Raw genomic sequence first — 26,352 nt, forward strand, 5'->3', positions numbered from 1 at the left:
CCGATCTCCCCCCTCGTGGGGGAGATGCCCAGCAGGGCAGAGGGGGGCGCTGTCCCGCCAGCGTTTGATGATGAGGAGCCCGGTCCGCCCCTACTGAAAATTGCGCCCTTTGGGCATGACCCTTTCCGCCTCTTCCGACAGCATCGCGAGATCCTGTCCGACTTTCCGTATTGCGGGTTGGCTGGAGCGATCCGGGTCGTTTGCCTTGCCGGAGCGGTCCGAAGCGACCGGCGGTGCCTCTCCACTGACCTTTTCCAGCAGTACGGTCAGCCAGGGCGTCAGATCCTCGATCTTCTCGGCGATGATATGGACGACACCTGATTCCGACTGCAGTTTCCCGCTGACCTTCACAAACCGGGCACCCATGACGATGGGCCGGAAGCGGGTGAAGGTCCTTTCCCAGAAGATGACGTTGGCGACGGCCTTGTCGTCTTCCAGCGTGAGAAAGATCGCGTTGCCCTTGCCGGGGCGCTGGCGCACCAGCACCAGACCGGCAACGGAGACCCGCCTTCCGTCGCGAACGGATGGCAGGCTGGCATTGGGGGTAACGCCGGCGCGCTCGAGCCGCTCGCGCAGGAAGGCGACCGGATGCGCCTTCAGCGACAGGCCGAGCGAACGGTAGTCGTGGATGACATGCTCGCCGAGCGGCATTTTCGGCAGCTTCGTCTCGGGCTCCAGCTCGCGCAGGTTGAGCGCCGGCTGGTCGAACAGCGGCAGCTTTTCGGCGGCACTCTTGCCGTCGAGCGCGCGGACCTCCCAAAGTGCTGCGCGGCGATCGAGGCCGATGGACCGAAAGGCGTCGGCCTGCGCCAGCTTCTCGATTTCATCGACATCGAGGCCGGAGCGCAGCCAGACATCCCGGACGGTCGAGTAGCCGGCGCAGCGCCGCTCGACGAAAGCCTCCATGCGTTCCTTGGAAAGACCCTTGATCTGCCTGAAGCCGAGCCGCAGCGCATGGCTCGTCTCGATGACATCACGCATATCGGCATGGCGTGGCAGGATGCGGGCCGGATCGAAAGGCGCTTTTTCCAGGGTGCAGTCCCAGACGGAGAAATTGACGTCGACCTCGCGGATGTCGACGCCATGGTCGCGGGCGTCGCGCACCAATTGCGCCGGCTGGTAAAAACCCATCGGCTGCGAATTCAGGATCGCGGCGCAGAACACGTCGGGATAGAAGGTCTTGAACCAGCAGGAGGCATAGACGAGCAGCGCGAAGGAAGCGGCGTGGCTTTCGGGAAAGCCATATTCGCCAAAACCCTCGATCTGCTTGAAGCAACGCTCGGCGAAGTCCTTTTCGTAGCCTCTGCCTGTCATGCCGTCGATCATGCGCTGGCGGTAATTGCCTATGGTGCCGGTGCGTTTGAAGGTGGCCATGGCGCGGCGCAGTTCATCAGCCTCGCCCGGCCTGAAGCCGCCGGCAACGATGGCGATCTTCATCGCCTGCTCCTGGAACAGCGGCACGCCCAGCGTCTTGCCGAGGATTTTTTCCAGCTCCGGCTTGGGATATTCGGCTTTTTCCTTGCCTTGCCGGCGGCGCAGATAGGGATGCACCATGTCGCCCTGGATCGGGCCCGGCCGCACGATCGCCACCTCGATGACGAGGTCGTAGAAGCAGCGAGGCTCGAGCCTTGGCAGCATCGACATCTGTGCGCGCGATTCGATCTGGAAGACGCCGAGCGTATCGGCGCGGCAGATCATGTCGTAGACACGGGAATCCTCCTTGGCGATCGTATCCAGGGTCAATGGCCTGCCATAGCCGTCTCTCACGCCGTAGTGGGTTTCGAGCAAGGTGAAAGCACGCTGGAGGCAGGTCAGCATGCCGAGCGCCAGGATATCCACCTTGAGGATTTTCACCGCGTCGAGATCGTCCTTGTCCCATTCGACCATCTTGCGCTCGTCCATCGCCGTCTTGACGATGGGCACGATTTCGTCGAGCCGGTCCCTGGTGATGACGAAGCCTCCGACATGCTGGGAGAGATGGCGGGGAAAGCCCATGATCTCGTTGGCCCGCTCCATCACATGCCGCGATATGGGATCGCTGCGATCGAGGCCGCCGGCCCTGGCTTCCTTCTCGCCGAGCTCCGAGGTCGACCAGCCCCAGATCGAGCCGGAAAGCGACGCCCGGACATCCTCCGACAGGCCCATCGCCTTCGACACTTCGCGCAGCGCCGAGCGGCCGCGATAGCTGATGACGGCGGCGGCCAGCGCCGTGCGCTTGGAGCTGTATTTCGTATAGATGTACTGCATCACCTCTTCGCGCCGCTCATGCTCGAAATCGACATCGATATCGGGCGGCTCGTTGCGTTCCTCTGAGATGAAACGCTCGAAGAGCGTGTCGATCTTGTCCGGTCCCACCTCGGTGATGCCGATGCAGAAGCAGATGATCGAATTGGCGGCGGACCCGCGGCCCTGGCAGAGAATGCCTTCGCCGCGCGCGAATTTGATGATGTCATGGACGGTCAGGAAATAGCGGGCGTAATTCAGCCGCTCGATCAGGGCGAGCTCTTCCTGAATGCGTTTTATGACGCTGGCGGGGACGCCGCCCGGGAAGCGCCGGGCCGCTCCCTCCCGGGCCAGCCGTTCCAGCTCCGCCTGCGGGCCGAGGCCTGATTCCGTCGGTTCGTCGGGATAATTGTACTGGAGGTCGCTGAGCGAGAAGGTCAGCTCTTCGCCGAAACGCAGCGTCTCCGCCAGCGCCTGCGGATGCCTGCGGAACAGGCGCGCCATTTCCAGCGGCGGCTTCAAATGGCGTTCGGCATTGGCGGTCAGCTCCAGCCCCACTTCGGCGACCGGAACATTGAGGCGGATCGCGGTCAGCACGTCCTGCAGCGGGCGGCGTTCGGCCGTGTGGTAGAGCACATCGTTGGTTGCCATCAGCGGGATGCCGGCACTCTCTGCAAACGCAGCCGCCTGCTCGATCCGGAAGCGATCATGGCCGGCATAACAGGGCGACACGCCGAGCCGCAGGGTCCTGCCGAAGCGGTCCTTGAGTTGGCGGAGCAGAGCCAGACTGTCTTGCGCGCCCTGCGCCAGATCGGGCAGGACCGCCAGCGACATCCGGTCCCCCCATTCGAGCAGGTCGTCGCGCCGGAGCAGGGTGGCGCCCTTTTCGGTCTCGTCGCGCAGATTGGCCTGGGTGAGCATGCGGCACAGATGCCCCCAGCCCTTGCGGTCCCTGGGATAGGCGAGAATGTCAGGCGTGCCGTCGTCAAAAACCAGCCGGCAGCCGGGATGATAGGAAAGCTTTTCGACCTTGGCCTGCTGCCAGGCGCGCACCACGCCGGCCACGCTGTTGCGGTCGGCGAGCCCGATCGCGGAGAAGCCCATGAGCTTGGCCGCGACCACGAGCTCCTCCGGCTTGGAGGCGCCGCGCAGGAAGGAGAAATTCGACTGGATGCCGAACTCGGCATAGGGGATGACGGTCAGCGCGTTCATGCGAAGACCCCGTGCATGAACCAGCGCGGCGGGATCTGCGAGACGCCGCCGTAAAGGCCTTGCCGGTAGAGCCAGTAGCGGCGGCCATCGGCATCCTCGATGCGGAAATAGTCGCGTGTCGATGCCGCCGGATCGCTTGGCACCTCGCGCCACCATTCGGCGGCGATGCGCTCCGGACCTTCGGCGCGCGTGACCCGGTAAAGCGCGCGGCGCCAGCGGAAATGCAGCGGCGGTCCCTCCGGCATTTCGGTGGCCGGCACATCGACGGGCTCGGGCGCCCGGAAGAGCCGGATCGGCCGTTCCGGCGGGAAGATGGTTTTGGGCGCCTGCATTTTGTCGGGCCTCTTCGGCGGCGTGGTCCGGCGCGGCGCCTCGGTGAAAGGGACGATGGCGACGGCGCGTTCGGGCAGATGGCTTTCCACAGGGACAGGCTGCAGAACCGCGCCCTCGCCGAGGCGGGCGCGGATGCGGTCGACGAACAGGGCGATGTCGGCGCCGTCATCGGCCGCTTCACCGGTCAGATCGGCCTGCTGCATGTCGAAGGCGGCGACGGCCAGCACCGAGAGGCGCACCAGATCGAAGCCATAGCCGGCATCGATTTGCTGCTCTAGTGCTGCCAGCCGCTCATGGAACAATTTCCGGATCAGCAAGGGTTCGCGCATCGGCCGCGAGGTACCGAGCGCGATGCGGCTGACGGCGCCGTCGACGCGAAAGAGCAGCAGCGCCAGCGTCCGGGCGCCTTCGCCGCGGCGTTCGAGGTCGGTCTTCAAGGTCGTCGCCAGCATGCCCACCAGTCGCTCTATCTCCTCCGTCAGCGTGACGGGCTCGGCGAGATGGCGTTCGACCGAAAGTGGCGCGACGGGAAGGCGCGGCGAGATCGCTTCGTCGAGACGGCCGAGCGCCTGGTCGAGACGCAAAAGCAAGGTGGCGCCGAAACGGCGGGCGAGCGGCGCGCGCGGCGCGGCCATGACGGCGCCCGCCGTGCGCAAACCGACGCTTTCCAGGCTGGTCCGGGTTTCCGGCGCTATGCGAAGGGCGGCCAGCGGCAAAGGGGCAAGCAAGGCTTCCTCCTCGCCTGATACGACGATGCGGTCGCCGCAAAAGCGTGCAGCCGCCCAGGCGGCCCCGGGCGTGCCGGCAAGTCCGGCGCGGACGTCGAACCCCTGGTGGAAGAAGCGCGACAGGATTTCGTCCAGCATGGCGCGTTCGCCGCCGAACAGATGGGTACAGCCGGTGACGTCGAGGAACAGGCCGTCGATGCTGTCCAGCGCCACCAGCGGCGTGTAGCGGTCGCACCAGTCGGCAAGGCCCTCGAGCAGGCGCCGGTCGGCCTCCGGATCGGCTTCGACGATGTCTATCGACGGATGCATGGCGCGCGCATCGGCAATGCCCATGTCGCGCTTCAGGTGCAGCGCCTCAGCCCGCTCGTCGAGGGCTAAGATGCGCTGCGCGTTGCCCTGGCGGTGGCTGATCACGAGCGGCGGGTGAGATGGCGACGGATGACCCGACGGCCGGGAACGCCAGGACTTCCCCAGACGCTGCCGCAGGATCCTTTCGGCCGCGAGATAGGGAAACCACAGGGACAGGATTCTCTGCCCGCTCCCGTCTTTCCTCGCCCCTTCTTTCTTCGAATCTGCGTTCATCGGGGTTCCACTCCAGTGTGAATTGTCCAGGCAGGGCCGTGCGGCTCTTGCCGATGCTGATGGTGAAGGCGGGGTGGCCGATCGAGCCGGCGAGTGGCCCGGCGACCGTGGCGCGCGGCACGGCCGGCGCCGACGCGACAATCAGACGAACAGGCGCCGCCGTTGGTTCCGGCTCGGCCGCCTGCCGCAGTAGGAACACCGGCCGGCCGGCCCCTTGCGCCCGCGCATGCAGGCGGCGCGTCGCGGTCAGGTCCAGCCGCTGCGGATTGCCGCGGATTTCCAGGATGACGGCGGCAAGCGCGGTCATGCGGGCCGCCTCCTCGGCGACCCACAGCGCATCGACAAGCCTGGGCGCCTCGGAAAACAGCAATTGCCCGGGCTCGATGCCGAACGAGGCATGCAGCCCCCTGGCGTAGGGAAAGCCGGCCTCGTGGAAAATTTCTGATGTCCCGATCCACAGGATGGGCAGCCCCTGCGCCTGGTTGAGGATCAGGCTGACGAGCGACAGGGCGAAGCCGGCGACAGCTCCCGCATCACGGGTTTCCAGGCCATGGATTTCACTGAGCGCGGCTTTCGGCAGGCCGCCGCTGAGCGCGGCATCGAGCCGCTCGACGCCGATGGGCAGGAAAGCATCCGGCAAGGCCGCGGCAAGGCCGCGCCGGACGATCGTCAGATCGCTGCCGGGGCCAGTGCCGGCGCCGTCATCAAGGGTCGCCCCCGCCGGCGCCTGCAGGCGCTCGGGCAGCGTTCCCTCGATTTTCGCGATCTGGCGGCGCAGGGCAAAAACAGTCTCCCGCGCCACGGCGGTCATCGCCATGACGGTCAGCGTCCACTCACAATTGTTCCTGTTATGTTCCTATAGATTCCAGAGCGCTCCGGAAGAGTCAAGCGGAGTCACGAGGAATTTATTCCTGCCCGCATCGGCACACGAGTCCGACATCCACATGTCCGCACGTCACCATGAGGTCGTCATCCCTGAGCGAAGCAGCCGCGCAGCGGCGTCGCGGAGACCCTGGGATCCATGCCGCGACCTTGGCCGTGAAGTGCAGCGGAGCAAAATTCTGCCCCGTGGCTGCGCACCGGAGTCCCGGCATGGATTCCGGGGTCTGCGCTGCGTCGCTGCGCTCCTTGCTCCGCCCCAGAATGACGAAGTGATGGGCGTTTCCTCGCCAATCGCCAAGCCACTCTTCCATGCGAGGCGATCACGCTTCTTCGTGGAGACTTGACCGCCGAAAGCGAACGTGCGGCGAGCTCCGCGAACGTGCGCTCTGAACTGGGTGCGCCTCGACAGAAATTGCCGCGCCATTTGCCTGGACCAGCACGAAAGCCTATATGCCGGGATCAAAGGACAAAGCATGGCCCGCATCTACAAGACACGCACCTGGCATGGCGAACTTGCGCCCTCAATGGAGGAATTGGAGTTCCTGGCCCTGGAGGCCTACGCCCATCTGCCGGAGGAGTTTCGCAAGCTGACCGGCGAGATCGTCATCCAGATCGCCGAATTCCCGACCGACGAGATCATGGACGATTTGTCGCTGGAAACGCCGTTCGACCTGCTCGGCCTGTTCGAGGGGCGCGGCATCGCCGAGCGCTGGAACCCGCAGACCGGCGAAGGCCCGAACCGCATCACGCTCTACCGCCGCGCCATGCTCGACTACTGGGCCGAAAACGAGGAGACGCTGGGCGACATCGTCACCCACGTGCTGATCCACGAGATCGGCCATCATTTCGGCCTGTCGGATGATGATATGGAGAAGCTCGAAGAGGCGGCGGAATAGACACACCTTCGTCATCTTAGGGGTCTGCGCCGCCTCGCTTTGCTCCTCGCTTCCCCTGTCCACTCGCTGATCTGGGTGTCCGGCCCGTGTTCCTGAACGTCGATATCCCCGACCATGGTCTGGTCGCAGCATGGGTCAATGAGCCGCCGCTATAGTCACCAATCGGCCGCTGGCGGGTCACCGTCTTGCACGATTATACAAGTTTTGATATAAGTCTGCCAATGCCAGTGACGAAGCGCTTAGAGTTTCTCGGAGATTCTCTTGCCCAACTCCGGGATTTTCCAGAGGCGGCGCGCAAGGAAACAGGCGTCCAGCTGCATAAGGTGCAACTCGGACTTGAACCAAGCGACTGGAAGCCGATGACGACGGTAGGCCCGGGTGTGCGGGAAATCCGCGTCCGCGACGACGCCGGCGCGTTCCGGGTGCTTTACGTTGCGAGCATAAGCGACGCCGTCTATGTGCTCCACGCATTCCAGAAGAAGACGCAACAGACGGCGAAACGAGACTTGGATCTTGCCGCTTCGCGGTTCAAGCAAATCTAGTGGAGGTTCGACGATGGAACGTCAGAGTTTTGAAAACGTGTGGGACGCACTGGAAGGTACTTCGGCCGAATCCGCCAACATGACCATGCGCTCCAACCTGCTGATCGCGATCGAACAGCGGGTGCGGAGTTGGGACGTTACCCAGGCCGAAGCAGCCAACCGGCTCGGGATTACCCAGCCACGCCTTAGCGACCTCCTGCGGGGCAGGATCACGAATTTCAGTCTGGACACGTTGATCAATCTTGCCGCACTGGCCGGCCTTGTCGTGCGCCTTGATATTGTCGAGGCCGCCTGATGCTCTCTTTGCCATCGGCTACCAGTCGCTGAGCTTGGTGTCCGGCCCGTATTCCTGGCCGTCGACATCCTTCACCACGGCCTGGCCGCAGCGCATGGTCTTGGCTTTCTTGTCATAGGCATAGGTCGGCGAGCCGAACAGGTGCCAGCCCTTGTTCAGCGCCGCCGTCACCTTGTGGCAGAAGCTGGCGTCGTCCGGGGCGGTGAGAAAGCGGTAGAGTTTCATCGTCCAATTCCTGTCATGTAAAGTCGACGAATATCATGCGCCGATGGCGGCGGCCTTCGCCAGCAGTTTTTCGGCTTGCGCCAGGTGCAGCCGCTCGACCATCCTGCCATTCAGCGCGATGACGCCCTTGCCGCTGTTTTGCGCAAGCGCAAAGGCGTCCTTTACCGCGCGCGCCTCGGCCAGCGCCTGCGCCGACGGGGCGAAGGCATGGTTGGCGGCCTCGATCTGCGATGGATGGATCAGCGTCTTGCCGTCAAAGCCCATGGCGGCGGCCTGCGTGCATTCGCGCGCAAAAGCATCCTGGTCGCGAAAATCGTTGAACACCCCATCGAGCATGTCGAGGCCGCCGGCGCGCGCCGCCAGCAGCATCTGCATCAGCCATGGCAGGAGATAGGCGCGGTCCGGCGTCGCCAGCACGCCGGTATCCTTGATCAGGTCATTCGTTCCGGCAATGAAACAATCCAGCCGCGAGGCCGGGTCGCGGCCGAGTTCGGCGATGGCGCCGATGTTGAGCATGGCTTTGGGCGTCTCGATCATCGCCCATAGTTTCACGCTGTCGGGAGCAAAATTGTCGTCCAGCACATCGCCGACCTCGAGCACGTCACGCGGCGTGTCGACCTTGGGCAGCAGGATGCCGTCCGGTTCCGCCTTGGCCACGGCAGCAAGATCGTCGGCACCCCATTCGCTGGACAGCGCATTGACGCGCACCACCATCTCGCAGCGCCGGCCAGCGGTATCAGGGAGGTTGGCGAAAATGCCGGCCAGCTTCTCGCGCGCGGCGATCTTGTCGGTGGGGGCAACGGCATCCTCCAGATCGATGATGACGGCGTCGCAGGAAAGCTGCGCGATCTTGGCCAGCGCCTTGTCGTTGGAGGCCGGGACATAGAGTACGGAGCGGCGCGGGCGGTAGGTTTCCATGTCCGATCTATGCCGTGTGTGGTTGGTCGAGGCAAGCGTCCGACCGCTACCTGATACGAGCCACCTGCGAAAGCTTGCGCTTGCCTGTCCGTCCTCTGCAGCAGTTGCGGAAGGAGCCCCTTCCTCTCCCCCGTCGATCGGGGGAGAGGTGTCGAGCGAAGCTCGACGGAGCGGGGGTCGACTCTTGGGCGCGAGGCGATGCGATGCTTGCGCCTAGTGCCCTTCCTATGTCCGTTTGCGGCGGTTACCAGGTGGTTCCCCCACTCCGTCTCGGCTTCGCCGAGCCACCTCTCCCCCCTCCGAAGGAAGAGGAAAGGAGCCTGGCTCGGGCAGCGCACCAGCCCTGCACGAAAACTGCACGCGCCTGCGGAAAACGTCCTCCGATCCGCCATATCGCCACCCGGCCGGCCTGCGAGACAGGCGTCATGCACAAGCGAGCAAAACCCCGTCTGCCCTACCGGCTGCGCAGCGAAGGCTGGTGGCTGGTCGATCCGCCACGCACGCGCCCAGCGGCGATCCTCATTCCTTTCATTCGCAAGCGCCTATCCACAGCCCGGCTAAAAGCCATGGGGAAGATCAGGTCGTGACATCGTTCTTCCTCGCCGCGCCGAGCTATTGCAGCCGCTTCGGCGTTGCCGTCTTGCTGGTCGCGATCGCCGATTTCCTGTTCTATGGCCAGCCTGCCGGCATCACGGTTCTCCTGTTCGCCATCCTGATTGCAGCCGCCGTCGTGGCCGTGCATCCGCCCGCCTTCAGCGATGGCAAGGTGTGGCTCAAGTCGGCCGCCTTGCTTGTCGCGCTGCTGCCTTTGGCCGAGACTGCCAGTCCCTTGTCCGTCTCGATCGCGCTTGCGGCCCTGGCGGTGTTCGCGCTTTCGCTGAGCGGCCGGCTGCGGCACCGCATGGCGCGCATTGCCGGCCAGATCGTTCTGTTCGGGCTGGCGGCGCCGGCTCGGCTCATGAGCGATTTTCTGCAGTGGCGAAGGGCGGCGCGGCGGTTCGGCGGGCATCGCATAAGGCTGGCGGCGATCGCGGTCTGGGTGATGCCGCTGACGTTGGGCGCCGTCTTCGTCGCCCTGTTCGGCGCCGCCAATCCGGTTATCGAATACTGGCTGTCGCTGATCGATCTCATCAGGCTGGTCGACCTGATCCAGCTTACGCGGATTGCCTTCTGGCTGTTCGTGCTTGCCGGCGTCTGGGCCTTTCTGCGGCCGCGCCTGCCGCGCTTTCAGCGCCGTATCCCCAGGCCAGACCATCTTCCTGCCGATGCTCGGCCGGCGACCAAACCCGACAGGCGCGTGGTAGAGGACATTGTCTTCGGCAAGGCTGCCATCTTGCGCGCCTTGATCGTCTTCAACATTCTGTTTGCACTGCAGAGCGGGCTCGACGCCACCTATCTGTGGGGCGGGATAGCGCTTCCCGATGGCTTGAGCTACGCCGCCTACGCGCATCGCGGCGCCTATCCGCTTGTTGCCACCGCGCTGCTTGCCGCCGGTTTTGTCCTTGCGGCGCTGAGGCCCGGAAGCGAGACCTCAGGTGATCCCGTGATCCGCCGGCTGGTCTATGCCTGGGTGGCGCAGAACATCATGCTGGTCGTGTCGTCGATCCTGCGGCTTGATCTCTATGTCGGCATCTATGCGCTGACCTACTGGCGTATCGCCGCTTTCGTCTGGATGGGGCTGGTTGCGGCCGGGCTTGCGCTGATCATCACCCGCATCGCGCTTGGAAAATCCAATGAATGGCTGCTGTCCGCCAATCTTCTGACGTTATCCCTAGTGCTTTATGCCTGCTGTTTCATCAATTTCGCCACAACGATCGCCAATTACAATGTCGACCATTCCCTCGAGATGACCGGCCAGGGCATTCCCCTCGACGTCTGGTATCTGCGCTCGGGCCGGGCGCGTTTCCGGCGCTCGACCGATTCATTGATCATCAAGGCCCGACAACTGCCGAAGATCCAGCCTTTCGCCAATTTTTGGGGGTACGCCCTGTCGACGAAGCCAGGTATCGCGCTGTCCAGAACCAATGGCGCGCGTGGAGCTTTCGCGATTGGCGATTGCTGCGCTATCTCGACAAGCGCGGCTCGCTTGCTAATCCTGCCTTCACCCAACCTTACGCGCCGGGCCATTGATCCATGCCGCATCACATTCTCGTCGCCGACGATGATCCGCATATCCGCGAAGTGATCTGCTTCGCGCTGGAAAAGGCCGGCATGAAAACGGCTGCCGTGTCCGATGGCGCCGCCGCCCTGCAGGCAATCGAACATCGCACGCCCGACCTTGTCGTGCTCGACATCGGCATGCCGGAGATGGACGGGCTGGAGGTCTGCCGGCGGCTGCGGCAGAGATCCGATGTGCCGGTGCTGTTCCTGTCCGCCCGAGACGAGGAGATCGACCGCATCCTCGGGCTCGAAATGGGCGGCGACGACTATGTCACCAAACCGTTCAGCCCGCGCGAGCTGGTCGCCCGGGTCAACGTCATCCTGCGGCGCGCCCGCCCGGCTGCGCCCGAACCGGCCGACGACCGGCAATTTGTCCATGGCAAGCTCACACTGGTGCCGGCCAGCCATGGCGCCGGCTTCGACGGCAAGCCGCTGGCCCTGACCGGAATAGAATTCTCGATCCTGAAGGGGTTTCTGGCGCGGCCGACGCATGTGCTGGACCGCGACGCGGTGATGGCCAATGCCTATGCCGGCAAGATCCACGTCGCCGACCGCACCGTCGACAGCCATATCCGCAACATCCGCGCCAAGCTGGCGGCGGTCGGATGCCTGGATGCCATCGAGACCGTGCATGGCGTCGGTTTCCGGCTCGGCCGATGCGGCTGACCACTTCCAGCAAATGGATGGGCAGCAAGTGGATCGGCCGCAAATGGCGGCCGCGTCTCGCCACGGTCGTCGTCGCCATCCTGATCCTGGTGATGGCCCTGCCGCTGGTCGGCCTGTTCTTCTTCCGCCTCTACGAGAACCAACTCATCCGCCAGACCGAGGCGGAGCTGATCGCGCAAGGTGCGGCCATCGCCGCAATTTATGCGCAGGAGGTGACCGACGCCGGCATTTCGCCGGATAAGCTTGGCGCGCCGATGCCACCGGCAAATGGGGGCACGAGTCGAAGCGCCAGCTCCGACATGCCCTACCGGCCGATCGAGCCGCAACTCGATCTCGCCTCGGATTACGTGCTTGCGACCCGGCCGGCGGGGGTGCCGGCCACGGCCGATCCCGCCTTCGCCGCGCTCGGCGCGCGCCTGTCGGGCATTCTCGATGCGACGCAGAAAACCACGTTGGCCGGTTTCCGGCTGCTCGACCCGCGAGGTGTCGTCATTGCCGGGCGCGACGAGGTCGGGCAGTCACTTGCCGGGGTCGAGGAGGTGCGTGAGGCGCTCGCCGGGCGCTATGCCAGCGCGCTCAGGCTGCGCATCCCCAACCAGCCGGCGCCGCCGCTCTATTCGGTCAGCCGCGGCACCAAGGTGCGCGTCTTCGTCGCCCTGCCGGTTGCCGTCGACGGAAAGGTCGCCGGCGTGGTCTATGTCTCGCGGACGCCCAACAACATCATAAAACATCTCTATGGCGAGCGCGGAAAGGTGACGGTGGCGGCGATCGCCATCCTCGGCGGCACGCTGCTCATCGGCCTCGTCTTCCTGCGCACCGTCAGCCGGCCGATCTATGCGCTGATCGACCGCACCCAGCGCATCGCCGCCGGCGAGCGCGACGCGATCCGGCCGCTCGACCACCATGGCACGCGCGAAATGGCCGAGCTTTCCGCCGCCTTCCTCGACATGGCCGAAAAACTGCAGGCGCGATCGGACTCGATCCAGACCTTCGCCACCCATGTCTCGCACGAGCTCAAATCGCCGCTGACGGCGATCCAGGGCGCGGCCGAACTGCTGCGCGATTCAGGCAGCGCGATGGACGATGACGAGCGGCGGCGATTCTCCAACAACATCGTCACCGATGCCGGGCGGCTCAACCTGTTGGTCCGGCGGCTGCTCGATCTGGCGCGGGCCGAAAACCTTGCGCCGAGCGGCGAAAGCACTTCGATCGGCGCGGCTCTGGCGCTGCTTCCCGCCGATGCCAGGCTGGCGGTTCGCGTCGAGGCCGGCGGCGATCTGGCCTTGCGTATCTCGGCCGAGAACGCGGCAATCGTGCTGGCCAATCTCATCGACAATTCGGCCAGGCATGGCGCGACACTGGTGTCGATCGCCGCGGTGGGCACGAGCGGCAAGGCGACGGTGATGGTCAGCGACGATGGCGCCGGCATTTCGCAGAGCAACCGGGCGCGCGTCTTCGAGCCGTTCTTCACCACGCGGCGCGATACGGGCGGCACCGGCATGGGGCTCGGCATCGTGCTGGCCCTCCTGAAAGCGCATGATGGTACGATCAGGTTGGTTGACTCCGAGCGCGGCACGCGCTTCGAGATCACCTTGCCGGTCGCGTAGACTGTGGACGGCGGATCGGAGAAAAAAGTGCGCTACGACATCGTCATCATCGGCGGAGCCATCGTCGGGTCCTCGGTTGCCTACTATCTGCGCGAGGAAGGATTTTCCGGCTCGGTCGCGCTGATCGATCGCGACCCGCAATTCGCCCATGCGGCGACGACGCTGTCCATGGCCTCGATCCGCCAGCAATTCTCTATTCCCGAAAACATCCGCCTGTCGCAATTCACGCTGAAGCTGTTCCGGCGACTGAAGGAAGAATTCGGCGCGGACGCCGATATCGGTTTTCGCGAGGGTGGCTATCTCATCCTTGCCGGCGAGGCCGGGCTGCCGATCCTGAGGGCCAACCACGAGGCGCAGGTCGCCGAGGGCGCCGACATCCTGCTCGAGGACGCCGACCAGCTGACGCGCCGCTTCCCCTGGCTGTCGGCCGAAGGCATCGCCGCCGGCGCCTATGGCCGGACCGGCGAGGGCTGGTTCGACGCGCATGCGATGCTGATGCTGTTCCGCAAGGCGCTGCGGCAGAAGAAGATCGACTTCATCAGTGCTTCGGTCACCGGCATCGAGCGGCAGGGCGACCGCGTCACCAGCGTTAGCCTCGACAATGGCGATCGTATCGAGGCCGGCACCGTCATCAACGCCGCCGGACCGAACGCCGGCAAGGTCGCCGCCCTTGCCGGGCTGGCGCTGCCGGTCGAGCCGCGCAAGCGCAACGTCTTCGTCTTCGAGGCGCGCGAGAAATATGCCGACATGCCGCTGCTGGTCGACCCCTCCGGGATCTATGTGCGTCCGGAAGGCTCGGTCTACCTCACCGGCGGCGCCGAGCCGGAAGAGGGCGACGGCCCGGCCAACCCCAGGGATTTCGAGGTCGACTGGCCGCTGTTCGAAGAGGTGATCTGGCCGGTGCTGGCGATCCGCGTCCCGGCCTTCGAGGCCATCAAGCCGACCCGCGCCTGGGCCGGGCACTACGACTACAACACGCTGGACCAGAACGCGGTGATCGGCCCGCATCCCGAGGTGACGAATTTCCTCTTCGCCAACGGATTCTCCGGCCACGGCCTGCAGCAGGCGCCGGCGGTCGGCAAGGCGCTGGCCGAGTTTTTGGTGCATGGCGGGTATCGGACGATCGACTGCTCGGCGTTTGGGTATGGGCGGGTGGCTGAGGGGCGGGCGTTCCGGGAGTTGAATGTGATTTGAGGGAGCAAGAACGATTGATGCCGGCGGGACAGCGCCCCCCTCTGTCCTGCCGGACATCTCCCCCTCAGTGGGGAGATCGAATGTCGCGACGGTTTCGCCAATCTTCAACGTCGACGAGAACGCGCCGGCATCAAAGCTGCCAATCTCCCCCCTTTTGAGGGGGAGATGCCCGGCAGGGCAAAGGGGGCGCTGCCCCTCCAGCGTCTACGCCATCATCGCATCAACCTTGATTGCATTGCCGAGCGCATTGCCTGCGGCCGTGTTGTCGAAAATCCCCCAGACCTCGGCACCCGAAGCGGCCGCTGCCTCAATTTGCCGGCTAAATCGGTCGAGGCTTTCGGCGTCGTAGTCCGAGTAATAGACGCGCGGCGCGCCGTGCCAGCGGAAATAGGCGAGGCCGGGCCAACCGCCCGGCACCGCTGCCGCCGGCATCGGAGCCGGATCGGCGGCGACACGCGCGATCCGGTGATCGGCCAGAAGCGCTTCTGCTTCCGGTTCGAACCAGCTGGGATGGCGCGGCTCGCAGACCGGCCTGACTTGCGTTCGCCTGCTCAGCATGTCGAAAAAACGGCTCGCGACATCCGGCTCGAAGGGTAGGCTCGGCGGCAGCTGCACCAGAAGCACGCTCAGCTTTCCGCCGAGGCCTTCGACCTGCTGGAGAAAGCTTTCCAAGAGGTCCTCGCAGTCGACGAGACGGCGCTCATGAGTGATGGCCTTCGGCATCTTGACGGCGAAGCGGAAGTGCTCCGGCACGGCGCGTGCCCAGCGCTCATAGGTCTCGCGGCGGTGCGGCTTGTAGAAGGACGTGTCGATCTCGACGATGGAAAAGTGCCTGGAATAGCGTTCAAGATGCGACCCGGGTTGCGGAAAATCTTGCCTGTATCGTGTCGGAATGCCCCAGCCTGCCGTGCCTATGAAACATTCCTGTTTTCCCATGCATGGGATGTGGGCCGGACGAGGTGTGGGTCAAGGCGTACAGAGGCGGGCTTTGCTACCACTGACCCGCTGCTCATGCTGCAACCCGCCTTCCGGCCTCGACATGCGCCTGTAGCCAGGCCAGCACCCGCGCCCAGCCCTCTGCATGTTCGGTAGCCGCTTCGTGTAGCCCGGCAAAACCGCCATGGCAGATGGTGAGGCGCGTGCGCCTGGCAATCGGCTGCAACAGCCAGGCAACCGTGGTTTGCCGCCGGCCAAGCGTAGGATGGTCCCAGTCATAGGTCCGCGTCTGCACGATCCGGCGCGGCGCTTCGATCTCGAGGAATTCGCCGCTGGCCGGCATGTCCTTGCCGTCCGCCGTGCGGAAAACAACGTTCCAATGGCCACCGATGCGAAGGTCGGCCGACCAGTCGGCCATCCGATAGGTGCCGGCGGATCCCCACCACAGTTCGACTTCATCGGTGCTCAGCGCACGGAAGACGCGCTCTGGCAAAGCGCGGATATCGGCCGTGGCGAAGACGGTGTCGCCATTGGTCATGGCATGCAGGGCGGTGTGACGCAACATCTCTGCTGCCTCCATAGTATTTCGCTACCGAAACGATCAATCCTTCGATGGTGGACGCTCGAACCCCTTGCCGGTCTCGAGCAGGCTCTTCAGGCTGGCCAGCACCAACGGCCAGCCCTTGGCGACGTTGCCGATCAGCCTGTGCGGCCCGTCCGCTTCATGGGTGACGGCAAGCTTCATCAGTTCGCCGTCCGGCTCGATGGTGAAGGTGCAGCGTGTGTAGCCGTCTTCCCTGATCTCAGGCATCCATTCATTGCGCCATTTGATGACCAGGCGCCGCGGCGGGTCGATCTCGAGGATTTCGCCGCTGTCGGCGACGCGCCCGTCCGGGAAGATCAGCTTCCAGCTGGAGCCGACTTTCCACTCGCTCTCCTGATAGGAGCAGAGGAAAAACTGCCGGTTGAACTCAGGGTCGGTCAACGCTTCCCAGAGCTTTTCGGCCGTGGTGCGAATATAGGTGACGTAAACGAAACTGTTGCTCATCGGTCTTCCCTTTCGAGGCGTTTCTTCAGGTCGCTAAGGGCGGTCAGCCGTCCCCGCTCGAATTTGCCGATCCAGCGTTCGGCGATCTCGTTGATCGGAACCGGGTTTAGGTAGTGCTCCTTCTCGCGCCCCTTGCGGACGGTGGTGACGAGGTTTGCTTCTTCCAGGATCGCCAGGTGCTTGGTCACCGCCTGGCGGGTCATGGCCATCTCCGCGGACAGCGCATTCAGCGTTTGCCCATTTCTGGCATGGAGGCTGTCCAGTAATTGCCGGCGTGTCGGGTCCGCCAGGGCGCGAAAGACTGCATCCATGCTCATGCCTCTAATATGCAACCATTTGGTTGCATGTCAAGCGACAAGATCATGCTCGTTTGGTGGCTGTAGCGCGACAGGAGAAGAAATCAGCGCTTGCGGGAGATCCAGAAGGCGTCGGGCATGCGTCGCATGCCAATGCGTTCGTAGAAGCCGACAGCCTCGGGCATCGAAATCAGGCTGATGGCGACCGACGGTCCGAGTTGGCGGGCCACCTCGTCCATCAGTCCCTTGCCAATTCCCAGACCTTGCGCCTTGGCCGAGACGGCGAGATCGGAGATGTAGCAGACCCAGGAAAAGTCGGTCAGGCAGCGGGCGACACCAATCAGTGGCGTGCCTTCCATGTCGAGACGGGCGGTCACGATCAGACTGGCGCCCTCCAGCATCGCCTTCAGCCTTGCCTGGTCATCAACGGGCCTGCCTTCGCCGAGACCGGAGTCCACCAGCACGCGGCGGAATTCGGCAACGCCGAGCGCCGTTTCACGGGCGTAGAGGACGTGGGAGTTTTCTGCCATGGGACCAGACTGCATCATCGGGCGGTGAATTCGAAGCCATTAGTGCATAGCCCTCGTGCAGGCGCGCGCAAACAGCTGCCTTTTATTTGCCCGCGGCTTTGTGTAAACCGGGCCTCAGCAAAATCCCCCGCAACGAAAACACGGGCCAAAGCCATGGAAAAATTCACCAAGCTCACCGGCGTCGCCGCTCCCATGCCGATCGTCAATGTCGACACCGACATGATCATCCCGAAGGATTATCTCAAGACGATCAAGCGCACCGGGCTCGGCACCGGCCTGTTCGCCGAGATGCGCTACAATGACGACGGTTCGGAAAATCCGGATTTCGTGCTCAACAAGCCGGCCTACCGCAAGGCGCAGATCCTGGTCGCCGGCGACAATTTCGGCTGCGGCTCATCGCGCGAACACGCGCCGTGGGCGCTGCTCGACTTCGGCATACGCTGCGTCATCTCGACCTCGTTCGCCGACATCTTCTACAACAACTGCTTCAAGAACGGCGTGCTGCCGATCGCAGTCAGCCCCGAGGACCTGGAGAAGCTGATGGACGACGCTTCGCGCGGCTCCAACGCCACTCTGTCGGTCGATCTCGAGGCCAAGGAAATCCGTGGTCCGGACGGCGGCGTGGTCAAATTCGACCTCGACGACTTCAAGCGGCACTGCCTGCTCAACGGGCTCGACGATATCGGCCTGACCATGGAAAAGGCCGGCGCCATCGCCTCGTTCGAGAAGAAGAACGCCGAGCAGCGCCCCTGGGCCTGAGCGGCACAGGCGAATAGGCCCGGCCCTTTCCGGCCGGGTGGCGACCGAGGGAGGGACAGTCATGAGACATCAGCTTCTCGCCGGCGTTTGCGGGCTGGCCTTGTTGCTGGCGCCCACCGTGTTTGCGCAAACGCAGACCCAAACGCCCGCCGCGCAGCAGACGCCCCCTTCGGCGGAGAAGCCGGCTGCTGACACGGATACCGCAAACGCTGCCGATAACGACAAGCAGGCGCCCGTGCCGTTCGAGGGCGGCCAGCTGACCATCACCCAGAAGGAACAGTACGGCGAAAAGGTGCTGGCCTATGACGGCAAGGAGCTGGCGAGCAACTATGATGTGTTCTTCGACAAGATAGTCGAAGTTGGCGGCATCAAGGTGGCGCTGTTCGATGTCGGCGACGGCGGCAACCAATGCGGGCCGGCGACCGTGATCGTCTGGAAACCGGAAGGCGGCACCATCCAGAGCACCAAGGTCGAACAGGACGAGTGCGGCTCGCCGCCGTCGGCGGTGTCCGACACCGCCATCTATTTCGTGCCCTATTTGCTGCCGGGGGAAGAGAAGCCGGCTTTGCAATGGTCGCCGACGGACGGGCTGATGATTTCGGGCAATCTGACCTACATGCCGGAACCCGGCACCGACTGGAAAGACATCGATCCGGAAAAGTACCAGAACATTATCGACGCCTTTCACAATGAGGCCGTCTACAGGCAAGCCGAAAAGCTGCTCGGCAAGGACATGACCGACATGGCGACCAGCCTGCTGGTTGGCGGCGGCACGGAAAAGACGGCGTCCGGCGCCTTCTACGCCAGCGGCTGCGTGCCGCATGATTGCGGCGGCAATGACGGCTTCATGGCTGTCGACCCGGCCCAGCACCAGCTCTACTTCGCCCGCCGCGGCGACAATGGCCAGCCGAGCGCATGGCCGGCGGTGGCGACATGGCCGGCCGAGGTGAAGGAAGCGCTGGACAAGGCGCTGGGGTCAGCGAATTAACTAGAGCATTTCCGGCGAAACAGGGGGTGGGGAGGCGAATTTCTCCGGCCTACGCGCGACAACCGTCCACTGTCGCGGACCTGCGCAGGACTGCGGTTTGTTCTTCCTTTGAGCGCCGCCGGCCGCCGGCATGGAGATCGAGGACGGCCTTCTGCCCAAACCGCGTCAACGGCAATATTCGCTGGGACAAATGGAACCAGATCGGCCGCGCCGCGTCATAGGAGCAGCTTCGCGCGGCAGTGCCTGGAGTAACATCGATGGTCAGGCTCGTTCTTCTGGCGCTTGTTTTGTTCGCCTTCGCATCTGGCACCACAGAGGCGGCAAAGCTGGACGCAGCCGCCGTCAACGATGCTCAATTCAGCGATGACGCAACGAAGGGCGTCGATGCGACCGTGCTGAAGGCGCAGATCCTTTTGGATCGCGCGCGGTTCTCGCCTGGCCTCATTGACGGCCGCCAGGCGGAGAACTTCACCAAGGCGGTCCGGGCCTTTCAGGCGGCCAACGCCCTGCCCGCCGATGGCAAGCTCAACCGGGAGACCTGGGACAAGCTGGTCGCAACCTCACCAGGCGCGGTTCTTGTGAACTACGAGCTGACGCGCAAGGACTTGCGTGGACCGTTTACCAAGCGCATTCCGGCCAGTATGGAAAGAATGGCTCGCCTGCGCAGGCTCGGCTATCGCAGTTCGCTGGAACGGATCGCGGAGCACTTCCACATCAGCGAACAATTGCTGCGAAGGCTCAACCCGGGCATCAGCTTCAGGAGGGCGGGCGCAAAGGTGCTGGTGCCGGCTATCGACCGGGGCGATCCGCCCTCAGCCGTTGCCAGCGTCGAGGTCGACAAGGCCGCGCGCCAAGTTCGCGTCCTCGACAATGCCGGCAAAGTGGTTTCGGTCTATCCCGCCTCGATTGGAAGCGAAGAGAAACCGGCGCCGAGCGGCGAGGCACAAGTCACACGGGTGGTCCAAAACCCCACCTATCACTACGATCCCCGCTTTGCCTTCAAGGGGGTTAGAACCAAACGGCCCTTCACCATCGCCGCAGGGCCGAACAATCCCGTGGGCTCAGTCTGGATCGATCTGTCCATTGAAAGTTACGGAATTCACGGCACGCCCGAGCCAGGCAAGATCGGGAAGACCTTTTCGCATGGTTGCATCAGACTGACCAATTGGGATGCCGAAGACCTCGCCCTTGAGGTGCACAAGGGCACAAGGGTTGTCTTCACCGGAGAAACGGCTGAACCGGCCAAGGACCAATCCGGCTGAGCATGGCGGGCAATGCAGACCTCTGAGCGGGGCCCGCACGGAGAGCACCTCACGGTAGCCGGCGCACGAGGAATCAACGTCAAAATCTAAAGCGGCGTTTACCGCTCGGAGCCTGCCATGGGCCGGCCGGAACTGCTCGCAATCCGACCGGACAAGCTTAATGCATGTCGCCCAAAAGTGACCTCGGTTTTGGGAAGACGACATGCATAAAAACAAAGACCTAAAGCGCGTCGCCTGAATCCGTTTCGACGCGACGCGCTTTAGTTCGCTCCGAGGCTCAGCGCCTTCTTGCGGTCGGCCTTGGCTCGCTTGGTATTGCCTTTTGCCTGCCAGGAGCGGCCCCGGAAAGTGTAGGCATCGGCATAGTTGGGGTAAAGCTTGATCGCGTGATTGAAGTTGGCGATCGCGCCGTCGTGATCGCCCGCGCGTGCCTGCACGAGACCTCTGCCGAAGTAGCCGCCCGGACTGCTCCGATCGATCTGGATCGCCATGTCGAAATCAGCCAGAGCGCGCTTCGCATCGCCTTTGGCCATCCAGACGATACCGCGATCGACACGCATTTTGGCGACGCCCGGACTAAGGCTGATGGCTTTGTCATAGTCTGCTATGGCGCCGTCGTAATCGCCTATGGTCATCCGGCTGATCGCTCGAGCGTGGAAATGCAGGGGGTAGGTGGGATCGAATTCGATCGCCTTGCCGAAATCGTCGATGGCACGTTTGTGGTCGTTCTTGGCCGTCCAGGCAAAGCCACGTGCGGAATAATAGCTGCTGTTCTTTGGCTCGATCGCAATCGCGCTGCCGTAGTCCGTTATGGCGCGATCGTAATTGCCCTTCTGCCCCCATGCGAGACCGCGATATCCGAAAGCCTCCGCATCGTTGGATTCGAGCACCAACGCCTGATCGAATTTGGCAATCGCAAGGTCGTATTGACCCTTGTTGTAGAGGGCTATGCCACTCTTTGTGGCGTCGCGCGCCGTTGCTGCTGTCCCGGTCGTTGGCGTCTGCTTGTTTGCCGCTCTCGCCGCGGTCGCATCGTCGCGCTCCTTGCGGGCATTGGTGTAGTTTGGATCGAGGCGTAAAGTCTCATCCAGATCGGCGATGGCGCGGTCGTATTGTTTCTCCCTGTTCCAGCAGAATCCGCGATTGAACCATGCTTCCGCATCCGTTGGCCGCAGCCCGATCACCTCTGTCGAATCGGCGATGATGCCATCGCAATCGTGTTTTACAGCGCGGGCCCGGCTGCGCAGCACATAAGCGTCGGCATTGGCCGGTTGCAACGAAATGATGGTGCTTAGATCCGCGATGGCACGGTCGATCTTGCCCTTCTGCCGCCAGATGGCGGAACGGTAGAAATAGGCGTCGGTCGACTTTGGGTCGAGCTTAATCGCCTTGTTGTAGTCGGCCAGCGCCCGGTCGAGGTCGCCCTTCAACGCAAAGGTGAAGCCGCGCAAGGTATGGGCGCCGGCATTGGATGGGTCGGCGGCGACCGCTATGTCGTACTGCTCGATGGCGCGGTCGAATTGATTTTGGGAGCGCCAGATCGTGCCCTGCTCGATAGCGTCCTCGACGATTTTGTTTCGAGCCTGGCCGGCAGGCTTGGTTGCCGTGGCTTTGTCTTTCGCCGCCACGGCCATCATTCGGCCCTTGCTGGCAAGCGCCATCCCGGGATCGAGTTTCAGCGCCTGGTCGAAATCGGCTATTGCCCGGTCGTAGTCGCCTTTATCGATGAAGGCGCTGCCACGCCCGAAATAGGCCGGCGCGTAATCGGCATCGAGTTCGATGGCGCGGCTCAAGTCGACTATGGCGCGATCCGGCTCATTCTTTTTGGTCCACGCGACGGCACGGCCGATGTAAACGTCTGAATAATCGGGATTAAGTTCGACTACCTTGTTATAGTCCTCGATCGCCGCGTCATACTTTCCCTTGTCGACCAGCGCGATGCCCCGCCCGACATAGGCCGAGACATCTTTCGGATCGAGCGCGATCGCCTTGTTGTATTCGGCGATCGCACGATCATATTTGCCCTTGTGGTAGAAGGCATAGCCGCGATCGACGAAAGCTCTGAGCTTCTTCGAGGGTGGTACAATCGCATCCGCGCCGCCGCCGACTTTGGCTTGTAGCGCCAGCGCCGCGTTGCGGGCGGCCGCGTAGTTTGGATTGTGCGAGTCGAGTTTTGCCGCCTGGTCGAAGTCGGCAACGGCCTCGGCATAGTTCTGGCCGTCGGCTTGCACCATGCCGCGTCCGTAATGGCTGGCGGCGTCTTTCGGATCGATCTCGATCGCCACTGAAAAAGCCTCGATCGCTCGCTTGAGGTCGCCCGTGGCGTACCAGGCCGCTCCGGAACAGAAGTAGGCGCCGCTCGCTTTCGGATCGAGCCTGGCGGCCCCGATGCAATCGGCAAGCGCGCCGACCGCGTCGCCCGCGGCAGCCTTGGCCATGCCACGGCGCATGAGCGGCGTGGCCATATCCGGAATCATAGCGATGGCCTTGTCGTAGTCGGCGATGGCGCGGGTATAGGCGTTCTTGCCGTCAAAGGCGTTGCCGCGACCGAGATAGGCAAGCGGGCTCTCAGGAGCGATCGCGATGGCTTCTTCGTAGGCCTTGATCGCTTCGTCGTACTTACCGTCGTGCGCGAGGCTGTCGCCTTTGGACACCGCGACCAGGACGCGGGGATCCGCGTCGTCGGTCAGCTTCGCCAACCTCGAATCGACAGGCGCAATATCTTCGCTCGCACTCTGCTTGGCCGCAGGCCGGGTCGCGGCAGGGGCGATTGCGCTCTGTCCGGCGAGCGTCGTCGTGGTCGACGCACCGACCACAGCAATCGCTGTCAGAGCAGAGAACGCCCAGAGCAAGAGATTTGAAACAGCAGCGCTCGCCGGCGCGCCAGTACGGCGTGACATGGTCTAATTCTCCCCCCGGAACAACTGTGCCGCCTTCGCGGTTATATCTATAGTTCTTTTTTTGTTCCTTAATGCAAGCAAAAATTGCAACGAGCTTCGACGCTAACAATGTCTACCCATCGGAAGGTTAAGGCGTCGCACGGAGGGGTCGGGGCCGATCCGCCGGTGGCGCCCATCCTGCACTGCCGATCCATCCGTATTGGCCCATGGCAGGGTCGGCGTTTTCCCCACAGAATGGTTGCAACCATGGCGAGGTTCCTCATGCGTAAACTGATCTCCACCGGCTCACCATTCGAAAAGACCGCCGGCTATTCGCGTGCCGTGGTGCAGGGCGACTGGTGCTTCGTGTCCGGGACGACCGGCTACGACTATGCGACCATGACGATGCCGGAGACGGTCGAGGCGCAGACGCGTAACTGTCTGGCGACGATCGGCAAGGCGCTCGGGGATGGCGGCTTCGAGATGGCGGATGTGGTGCGGGCGCATTACTACATCACCGACCAGGCCTTCGTGGATGTCGTCTTCCCGATCCTCGGCGAGACGTTCGGCGACATCAGACCGGCGGCGACGATGATCGTGTGCCAGCTGAACAAACCGGAAATGAAGATCGAGATCGAGGTGACGGCGCTGCGGCGTACGGCCTGAGGGGACCAAGGCGATGAAGGTCCGGCGCATCGTGGCCAATATCGAGACACGGGACGCTGCGGCGGCCAGTCGTTTCTACCACGATGTGCTCGGCCTCGATCTGCTCATGGACCAGGGCTGGATCGCAACCTACGGCTCTGGCGAGACGATGCAGGTGCAGGTCAGCTTCATGGCGCAAGGCGGGTCCGGCACGCCGGTGCCGGATTTGTCGATCGAGGTCGACGATGTCGATGCGGCGCTCGAAGCGATGAAGGCCGCCGGTTTCGCCGTCGAATATGGGCCGGCCGACGAACCCTGGGGCGTGCGGCGCTTTTATGTGCGCGATCCCCTCGGCCGGCTGGTCAACATTCTCTCGCATCGGTGATGGCTGCGCGGGGCTGAAAGGCTTGCGCGCCGCGCGCTTGGCGTTTAGCAAGGCCGCGGTCGCACAGCGCCGCGCGCCTCTTTGGCGCGCAAAGGACGCTGCGTAAAATCGAAACGCAATCTTTCTGGGACGGTTTTCTCCATGGCAACGAAGCATCTTTTCCTGCTCCCCGGCGACGGTATCGGCCCCGAGGCCATGGCCGAGGTCAAGAAGCTGATCGCGGCGATGAACGAAAAGCTCGGCAGCGGCTTCGTCACCGATGAGGGCCTTGTCGGCGGCTGTGCCTATGATGCGCATGGCGCGGCGATCTCCGATGCCGACATGGAAAAGGCGATGGCGGCGGACGCGGTGCTGTTCGGCGCCGTCGGCGGGCCGAAGTGGGACGCCGTGCCTTACGAGGTGCGCCCCGAGGCCGGCCTGCTGCGCCTGCGCAAGGACATGGAGCTGTTCGCCAATCTGCGCCCGGCAATCTGCTATCCGGCGCTGGCGGCATCTTCCTCGTTGAAGCAGGAAGTGGTCGAAGGCCTCGACATCCTCATCGTGCGCGAGCTGACCGGCGGCGTCTATTTCGGCGAGCCCAAGCAGATCATCGATCTCGGCAACGGCCAGAAGCGCGGCATCGACACGCAGGTCTACGACACGTTCGAGATCGAGCGCATTTCGGGCGTCGCTTTCGAGCTGGCGCGGACCCGCAAGAACCACGTCACCTCGATGGAAAAGCGCAACGTCATGAAGTCCGGCGTGCTTTGGAACGAGGTTGTCACCCAGACCCACAAGGCGCGCTATGCCGACGTCAAGCTCGACCACATGCTGGCGGATGCCGGCGGCATGCAGCTGGTGCGCTGGCCAAAGCAGTTCGACGTCATCGTCACCGACAATCTGTTCGGCGACATGCTGTCCGACATCGCCGCCATGCTGACCGGCTCGATCGGCATGCTGCCGTCGGCCTCGCTCGGCGCGCCCGACGTGAAGACCAAGAAGCGCAAGGCGCTCTACGAGCCGGTGCATGGCTCGGCGCCCGACATTGCCGGCAAGGGCATCGCCAACCCGATCGCCATGATCGCCTCCTTCGCCATGTGCCTGCGCTATTCCTTCGGCATGGTCGATGAAGCCGACAAGCTCGAAGCTTCAATCGCCGCCGTGCTCGACCAGGGCCTGCGCACCAAGGATATCTTCTCGCCGGGCATGACCGAGGTCGGTACGGTCGAGATGGGCGACGCGATCATCGCCAAGTTCCTGGCGTAACGCTCGTTCGGCCTCAGCGGATTTCGCCGGCAAGCTGACGCAGCAGGCCGACGAGCTGTGCCTCGTCCACCGGCTCGAAAAACGCCGCGTCGGCGGCCTCGACGGCGACAATGGCGCGCTGTGCGGCGGCGGCCCCGGCTGATGTGACGCGGATCACCTTGGCCCGGGAATCCCGGGGATCGGCCTCGCGCGCGATCAACCCCTTGGCCTCCAGCCGGGCGACGACATCCGAGGTCATCTTCACCTCGGTGCCGGCCTGGGCGGCGAGCTGCACCTGGTTGGGCGGCTCGCCATTGCGGCCGAGCCACATCGCCGAGGCGAGCAGCACGAACTGGACATGCGTCAGGTCGAGCGGCGCCAGCGCCGCTGTCATGACCCGCTGCCAGCGCATCGTGGTTCGCCAGAGCAGCAATCCTGGGCTCTCCGATGGTCCGCCCTTGAAGCGCGTGTCGAGTTCAGCCACGGTTCGCCAACGCCTCCGCCTGTTCGAACAGCCTGGCCATCGAGACGTCGAAATCGCCGCTGATCTGCGGCCCTAGTTCCGGGCCGACCTCGGCGGCGGAAGGGCCGGAGATATCGAGCCGGTGCGTCACCTGCGTGCCGCCTTCGACGGGCACCAGAGTGTGCCGGAACAGCAGCGTCGTGTCGCCGAAGGAGGTTTCGTCGGCATAGGTCACGTTGTCGACGAGATCGACGATGGTCGATTCGAACGTGTCCTGACCGACCGGTGTCACCGAGACGCGGGTGCCCTTGGCGAACGGCCCGTGCAGCACGAAGGTGTCGGACCCTTCATAGGTCAGGCGGCCTTCATGCAATGCCTTGAGCGCATTCCAGATAGCTTGCGCCGGAAGCGGGGAAGTCGCGGTGTATTCATTGGTCCACATCGTCTCGCTCCATCCATCTTGCCGATCGACCA

Annotated in this window: 26 protein-coding genes; 13 read left to right on the top strand and 13 right to left on the bottom strand. The window is 63.8% G+C overall.

Annotated elements, in window-relative coordinates; genetic code table 11:
- Positions 1 to 90: 90 nt before the first annotated feature.
- From C7I87_RS06955 to C7I87_RS35900, 3 genes are read right to left on the bottom strand one after another with little or no spacing between them, the layout of a single operon-like run.
- Positions 91 to 3,435 carry an error-prone DNA polymerase gene (locus tag C7I87_RS06955; RefSeq protein WP_149903503.1) on the bottom strand — a complete coding sequence of 1,115 codons (3,345 nt, stop codon included), beginning with the start codon at positions 3,433 to 3,435 and terminating at the stop codon, positions 91 to 93.
- The gene (locus C7I87_RS06960; RefSeq protein ID WP_149903504.1) at positions 3,432 to 4,910 is read right to left on the bottom strand and encodes a DUF6504 family protein; all 1,479 of its coding nucleotides are present in this window, start codon (positions 4,908 to 4,910) and stop codon (positions 3,432 to 3,434) included. Before C7I87_RS06960 ends, C7I87_RS06955 begins: the two co-directional genes overlap by 4 nt.
- A complete protein-coding gene (locus C7I87_RS35900) occupies positions 4,852 to 5,895 on the bottom strand; it encodes an ImuA family protein (protein WP_149903505.1) in 1,044 nt (347 codons plus the stop codon). Before C7I87_RS35900 ends, C7I87_RS06960 begins: the two co-directional genes overlap by 59 nt.
- Before the next feature lie 538 nt (positions 5,896 to 6,433).
- On the opposite strand from C7I87_RS35900, the gene C7I87_RS06975 reads away from it, so the two are divergent.
- The 3 genes from C7I87_RS06975 (at position 6,434) to C7I87_RS06985 (ending at position 7,693) form a co-directional block, all read left to right on the top strand.
- On the top strand, positions 6,434 to 6,856 hold the full coding sequence (locus C7I87_RS06975; RefSeq protein ID WP_149903506.1) for a metallopeptidase family protein: 423 nt from the start codon (positions 6,434 to 6,436) through the stop codon (positions 6,854 to 6,856).
- A 221-nt stretch (positions 6,857 to 7,077) separates the two neighbouring features.
- Positions 7,078 to 7,398, top strand: a complete 321-nt coding sequence (locus C7I87_RS06980) for a type II toxin-antitoxin system RelE/ParE family toxin (RefSeq protein ID WP_149903684.1) — start codon at positions 7,078 to 7,080, stop codon at positions 7,396 to 7,398.
- A 13-nt stretch (positions 7,399 to 7,411) separates the two neighbouring features.
- Complete coding sequence (locus tag C7I87_RS06985; RefSeq protein WP_149903507.1) at positions 7,412 to 7,693, top strand: helix-turn-helix domain-containing protein; 282 nt, start codon at positions 7,412 to 7,414, stop codon at positions 7,691 to 7,693.
- A gap of 18 nt (positions 7,694 to 7,711) precedes the next feature.
- Here C7I87_RS06985 and C7I87_RS06990 read toward each other — a convergent pair whose 3' ends face one another.
- Both C7I87_RS06990 and C7I87_RS06995 read right to left on the bottom strand, forming a co-directional pair.
- Complete coding sequence (locus C7I87_RS06990) at positions 7,712 to 7,918, bottom strand: DUF1737 domain-containing protein (protein ID WP_027145959.1); 207 nt, start codon at positions 7,916 to 7,918, stop codon at positions 7,712 to 7,714.
- Between the two features lie 33 nt (positions 7,919 to 7,951).
- Positions 7,952 to 8,836 (bottom strand): HpcH/HpaI aldolase/citrate lyase family protein, encoded by an 885-nt coding sequence (locus C7I87_RS06995; RefSeq protein WP_149903508.1) that lies wholly within the window; start codon positions 8,834 to 8,836, stop codon positions 7,952 to 7,954.
- A 583-nt stretch (positions 8,837 to 9,419) separates the two neighbouring features.
- On the opposite strand from C7I87_RS06995, the gene C7I87_RS07000 reads away from it, so the two are divergent.
- The 4 genes from C7I87_RS07000 to C7I87_RS07015 are packed head-to-tail and all read left to right on the top strand — an operon-like array spanning position 9,420 to position 14,463.
- Complete coding sequence (locus C7I87_RS07000) at positions 9,420 to 11,021, top strand: DUF4153 domain-containing protein (protein ID WP_306440473.1); 1,602 nt, start codon at positions 9,420 to 9,422, stop codon at positions 11,019 to 11,021.
- A complete protein-coding gene (locus C7I87_RS07005; protein WP_149903509.1) occupies positions 10,970 to 11,662 on the top strand; it encodes a response regulator transcription factor in 693 nt (230 codons plus the stop codon). Before C7I87_RS07000 ends, C7I87_RS07005 begins: the two co-directional genes overlap by 52 nt.
- Complete coding sequence (locus C7I87_RS07010) at positions 11,653 to 13,269, top strand: ATP-binding protein (RefSeq protein ID WP_149903510.1); 1,617 nt, start codon at positions 11,653 to 11,655, stop codon at positions 13,267 to 13,269. The genes C7I87_RS07005 and C7I87_RS07010 overlap by 10 nt, the downstream gene beginning before the upstream one ends.
- Before the next feature lie 27 nt (positions 13,270 to 13,296).
- The gene (locus C7I87_RS07015; RefSeq protein WP_149903511.1) at positions 13,297 to 14,463 is read left to right on the top strand and encodes an NAD(P)/FAD-dependent oxidoreductase; all 1,167 of its coding nucleotides are present in this window, start codon (positions 13,297 to 13,299) and stop codon (positions 14,461 to 14,463) included.
- 204 nt (positions 14,464 to 14,667) lie between these two features.
- Here C7I87_RS07015 and C7I87_RS07020 read toward each other — a convergent pair whose 3' ends face one another.
- The 5 genes from C7I87_RS07020 to C7I87_RS07040 form a co-directional block, all read right to left on the bottom strand.
- Entirely contained in the window at positions 14,668 to 15,399 is a 732-nt protein-coding gene (locus C7I87_RS07020) for a DUF72 domain-containing protein (protein WP_149903512.1), read from the bottom strand.
- A 73-nt stretch (positions 15,400 to 15,472) separates the two neighbouring features.
- On the bottom strand, positions 15,473 to 15,964 hold the full coding sequence (locus C7I87_RS07025; RefSeq protein WP_149903513.1) for an SRPBCC family protein: 492 nt from the start codon (positions 15,962 to 15,964) through the stop codon (positions 15,473 to 15,475).
- Positions 15,965 to 16,000: 36 nt separating this feature from the next.
- Positions 16,001 to 16,447 carry an SRPBCC family protein gene (locus tag C7I87_RS07030; RefSeq protein ID WP_149903514.1) on the bottom strand — a complete coding sequence of 149 codons (447 nt, stop codon included), beginning with the start codon at positions 16,445 to 16,447 and terminating at the stop codon, positions 16,001 to 16,003.
- The gene (locus tag C7I87_RS07035) at positions 16,444 to 16,764 is read right to left on the bottom strand and encodes an ArsR/SmtB family transcription factor (protein ID WP_149903515.1); all 321 of its coding nucleotides are present in this window, start codon (positions 16,762 to 16,764) and stop codon (positions 16,444 to 16,446) included. Before C7I87_RS07035 ends, C7I87_RS07030 begins: the two co-directional genes overlap by 4 nt.
- 83 nt (positions 16,765 to 16,847) lie before the next feature.
- Positions 16,848 to 17,273 (bottom strand): GNAT family N-acetyltransferase, encoded by a 426-nt coding sequence (locus C7I87_RS07040; RefSeq protein WP_149903516.1) that lies wholly within the window; start codon positions 17,271 to 17,273, stop codon positions 16,848 to 16,850.
- 153 nt (positions 17,274 to 17,426) lie between these two features.
- Here C7I87_RS07040 and leuD point away from each other — a divergent pair, with 153 nt between their 5' ends.
- From leuD to C7I87_RS07055, 3 genes are all read left to right on the top strand, one after another.
- Entirely contained in the window at positions 17,427 to 18,032 is a 606-nt protein-coding gene (leuD, locus tag C7I87_RS07045; protein WP_149903517.1) for a 3-isopropylmalate dehydratase small subunit, read from the top strand.
- Between the two features lie 61 nt (positions 18,033 to 18,093).
- Positions 18,094 to 19,020: a hypothetical protein gene (locus C7I87_RS07050; RefSeq protein ID WP_149903518.1), complete on the top strand. Its 927-nt coding sequence runs from the start codon at positions 18,094 to 18,096 to the stop codon at positions 19,018 to 19,020.
- 257 nt (positions 19,021 to 19,277) lie between these two features.
- Complete coding sequence (locus tag C7I87_RS07055; RefSeq protein WP_149903519.1) at positions 19,278 to 20,282, top strand: L,D-transpeptidase family protein; 1,005 nt, start codon at positions 19,278 to 19,280, stop codon at positions 20,280 to 20,282.
- Positions 20,283 to 20,542: 260 nt separating this feature from the next.
- Here the strand turns inward: C7I87_RS07055 and C7I87_RS07060 are convergent, their stop codons facing one another.
- The gene (locus C7I87_RS07060) at positions 20,543 to 23,182 is read right to left on the bottom strand and encodes a tetratricopeptide repeat protein (protein ID WP_149903520.1); all 2,640 of its coding nucleotides are present in this window, start codon (positions 23,180 to 23,182) and stop codon (positions 20,543 to 20,545) included.
- Positions 23,183 to 23,443: 261 nt separating this feature from the next.
- Between C7I87_RS07060 and C7I87_RS07065 the strand changes: the two genes are divergently transcribed.
- From C7I87_RS07065 to leuB, 3 genes are all read left to right on the top strand, one after another.
- Positions 23,444 to 23,827, top strand: coding sequence for a RidA family protein (locus C7I87_RS07065; RefSeq protein ID WP_127276581.1), 384 nt, complete (start codon positions 23,444 to 23,446; stop codon positions 23,825 to 23,827).
- Positions 23,828 to 23,840: 13 nt separating this feature from the next.
- Complete coding sequence (locus tag C7I87_RS07070) at positions 23,841 to 24,191, top strand: VOC family protein (RefSeq protein WP_149903521.1); 351 nt, start codon at positions 23,841 to 23,843, stop codon at positions 24,189 to 24,191.
- A 141-nt stretch (positions 24,192 to 24,332) separates the two neighbouring features.
- Complete coding sequence (gene leuB, locus C7I87_RS07075; RefSeq protein WP_149903522.1) at positions 24,333 to 25,436, top strand: 3-isopropylmalate dehydrogenase; 1,104 nt, start codon at positions 24,333 to 24,335, stop codon at positions 25,434 to 25,436.
- Positions 25,437 to 25,449: 13 nt separating this feature from the next.
- Here leuB and C7I87_RS07080 read toward each other — a convergent pair whose 3' ends face one another.
- Positions 25,450 to 25,899: a MarR family winged helix-turn-helix transcriptional regulator gene (locus C7I87_RS07080; RefSeq protein WP_149903523.1), complete on the bottom strand. Its 450-nt coding sequence runs from the start codon at positions 25,897 to 25,899 to the stop codon at positions 25,450 to 25,452.
- Positions 25,892 to 26,320, bottom strand: coding sequence for an SRPBCC family protein (locus tag C7I87_RS07085; RefSeq protein WP_149903524.1), 429 nt, complete (start codon positions 26,318 to 26,320; stop codon positions 25,892 to 25,894). Before C7I87_RS07085 ends, C7I87_RS07080 begins: the two co-directional genes overlap by 8 nt.
- Positions 26,321 to 26,352: the final 32 nt, after the last annotated feature.

The organism is Mesorhizobium sp. SARCC-RB16n (assembly GCF_008520305.1).
Lineage (GTDB): Bacteria > Pseudomonadota > Alphaproteobacteria > Rhizobiales > Rhizobiaceae > Mesorhizobium.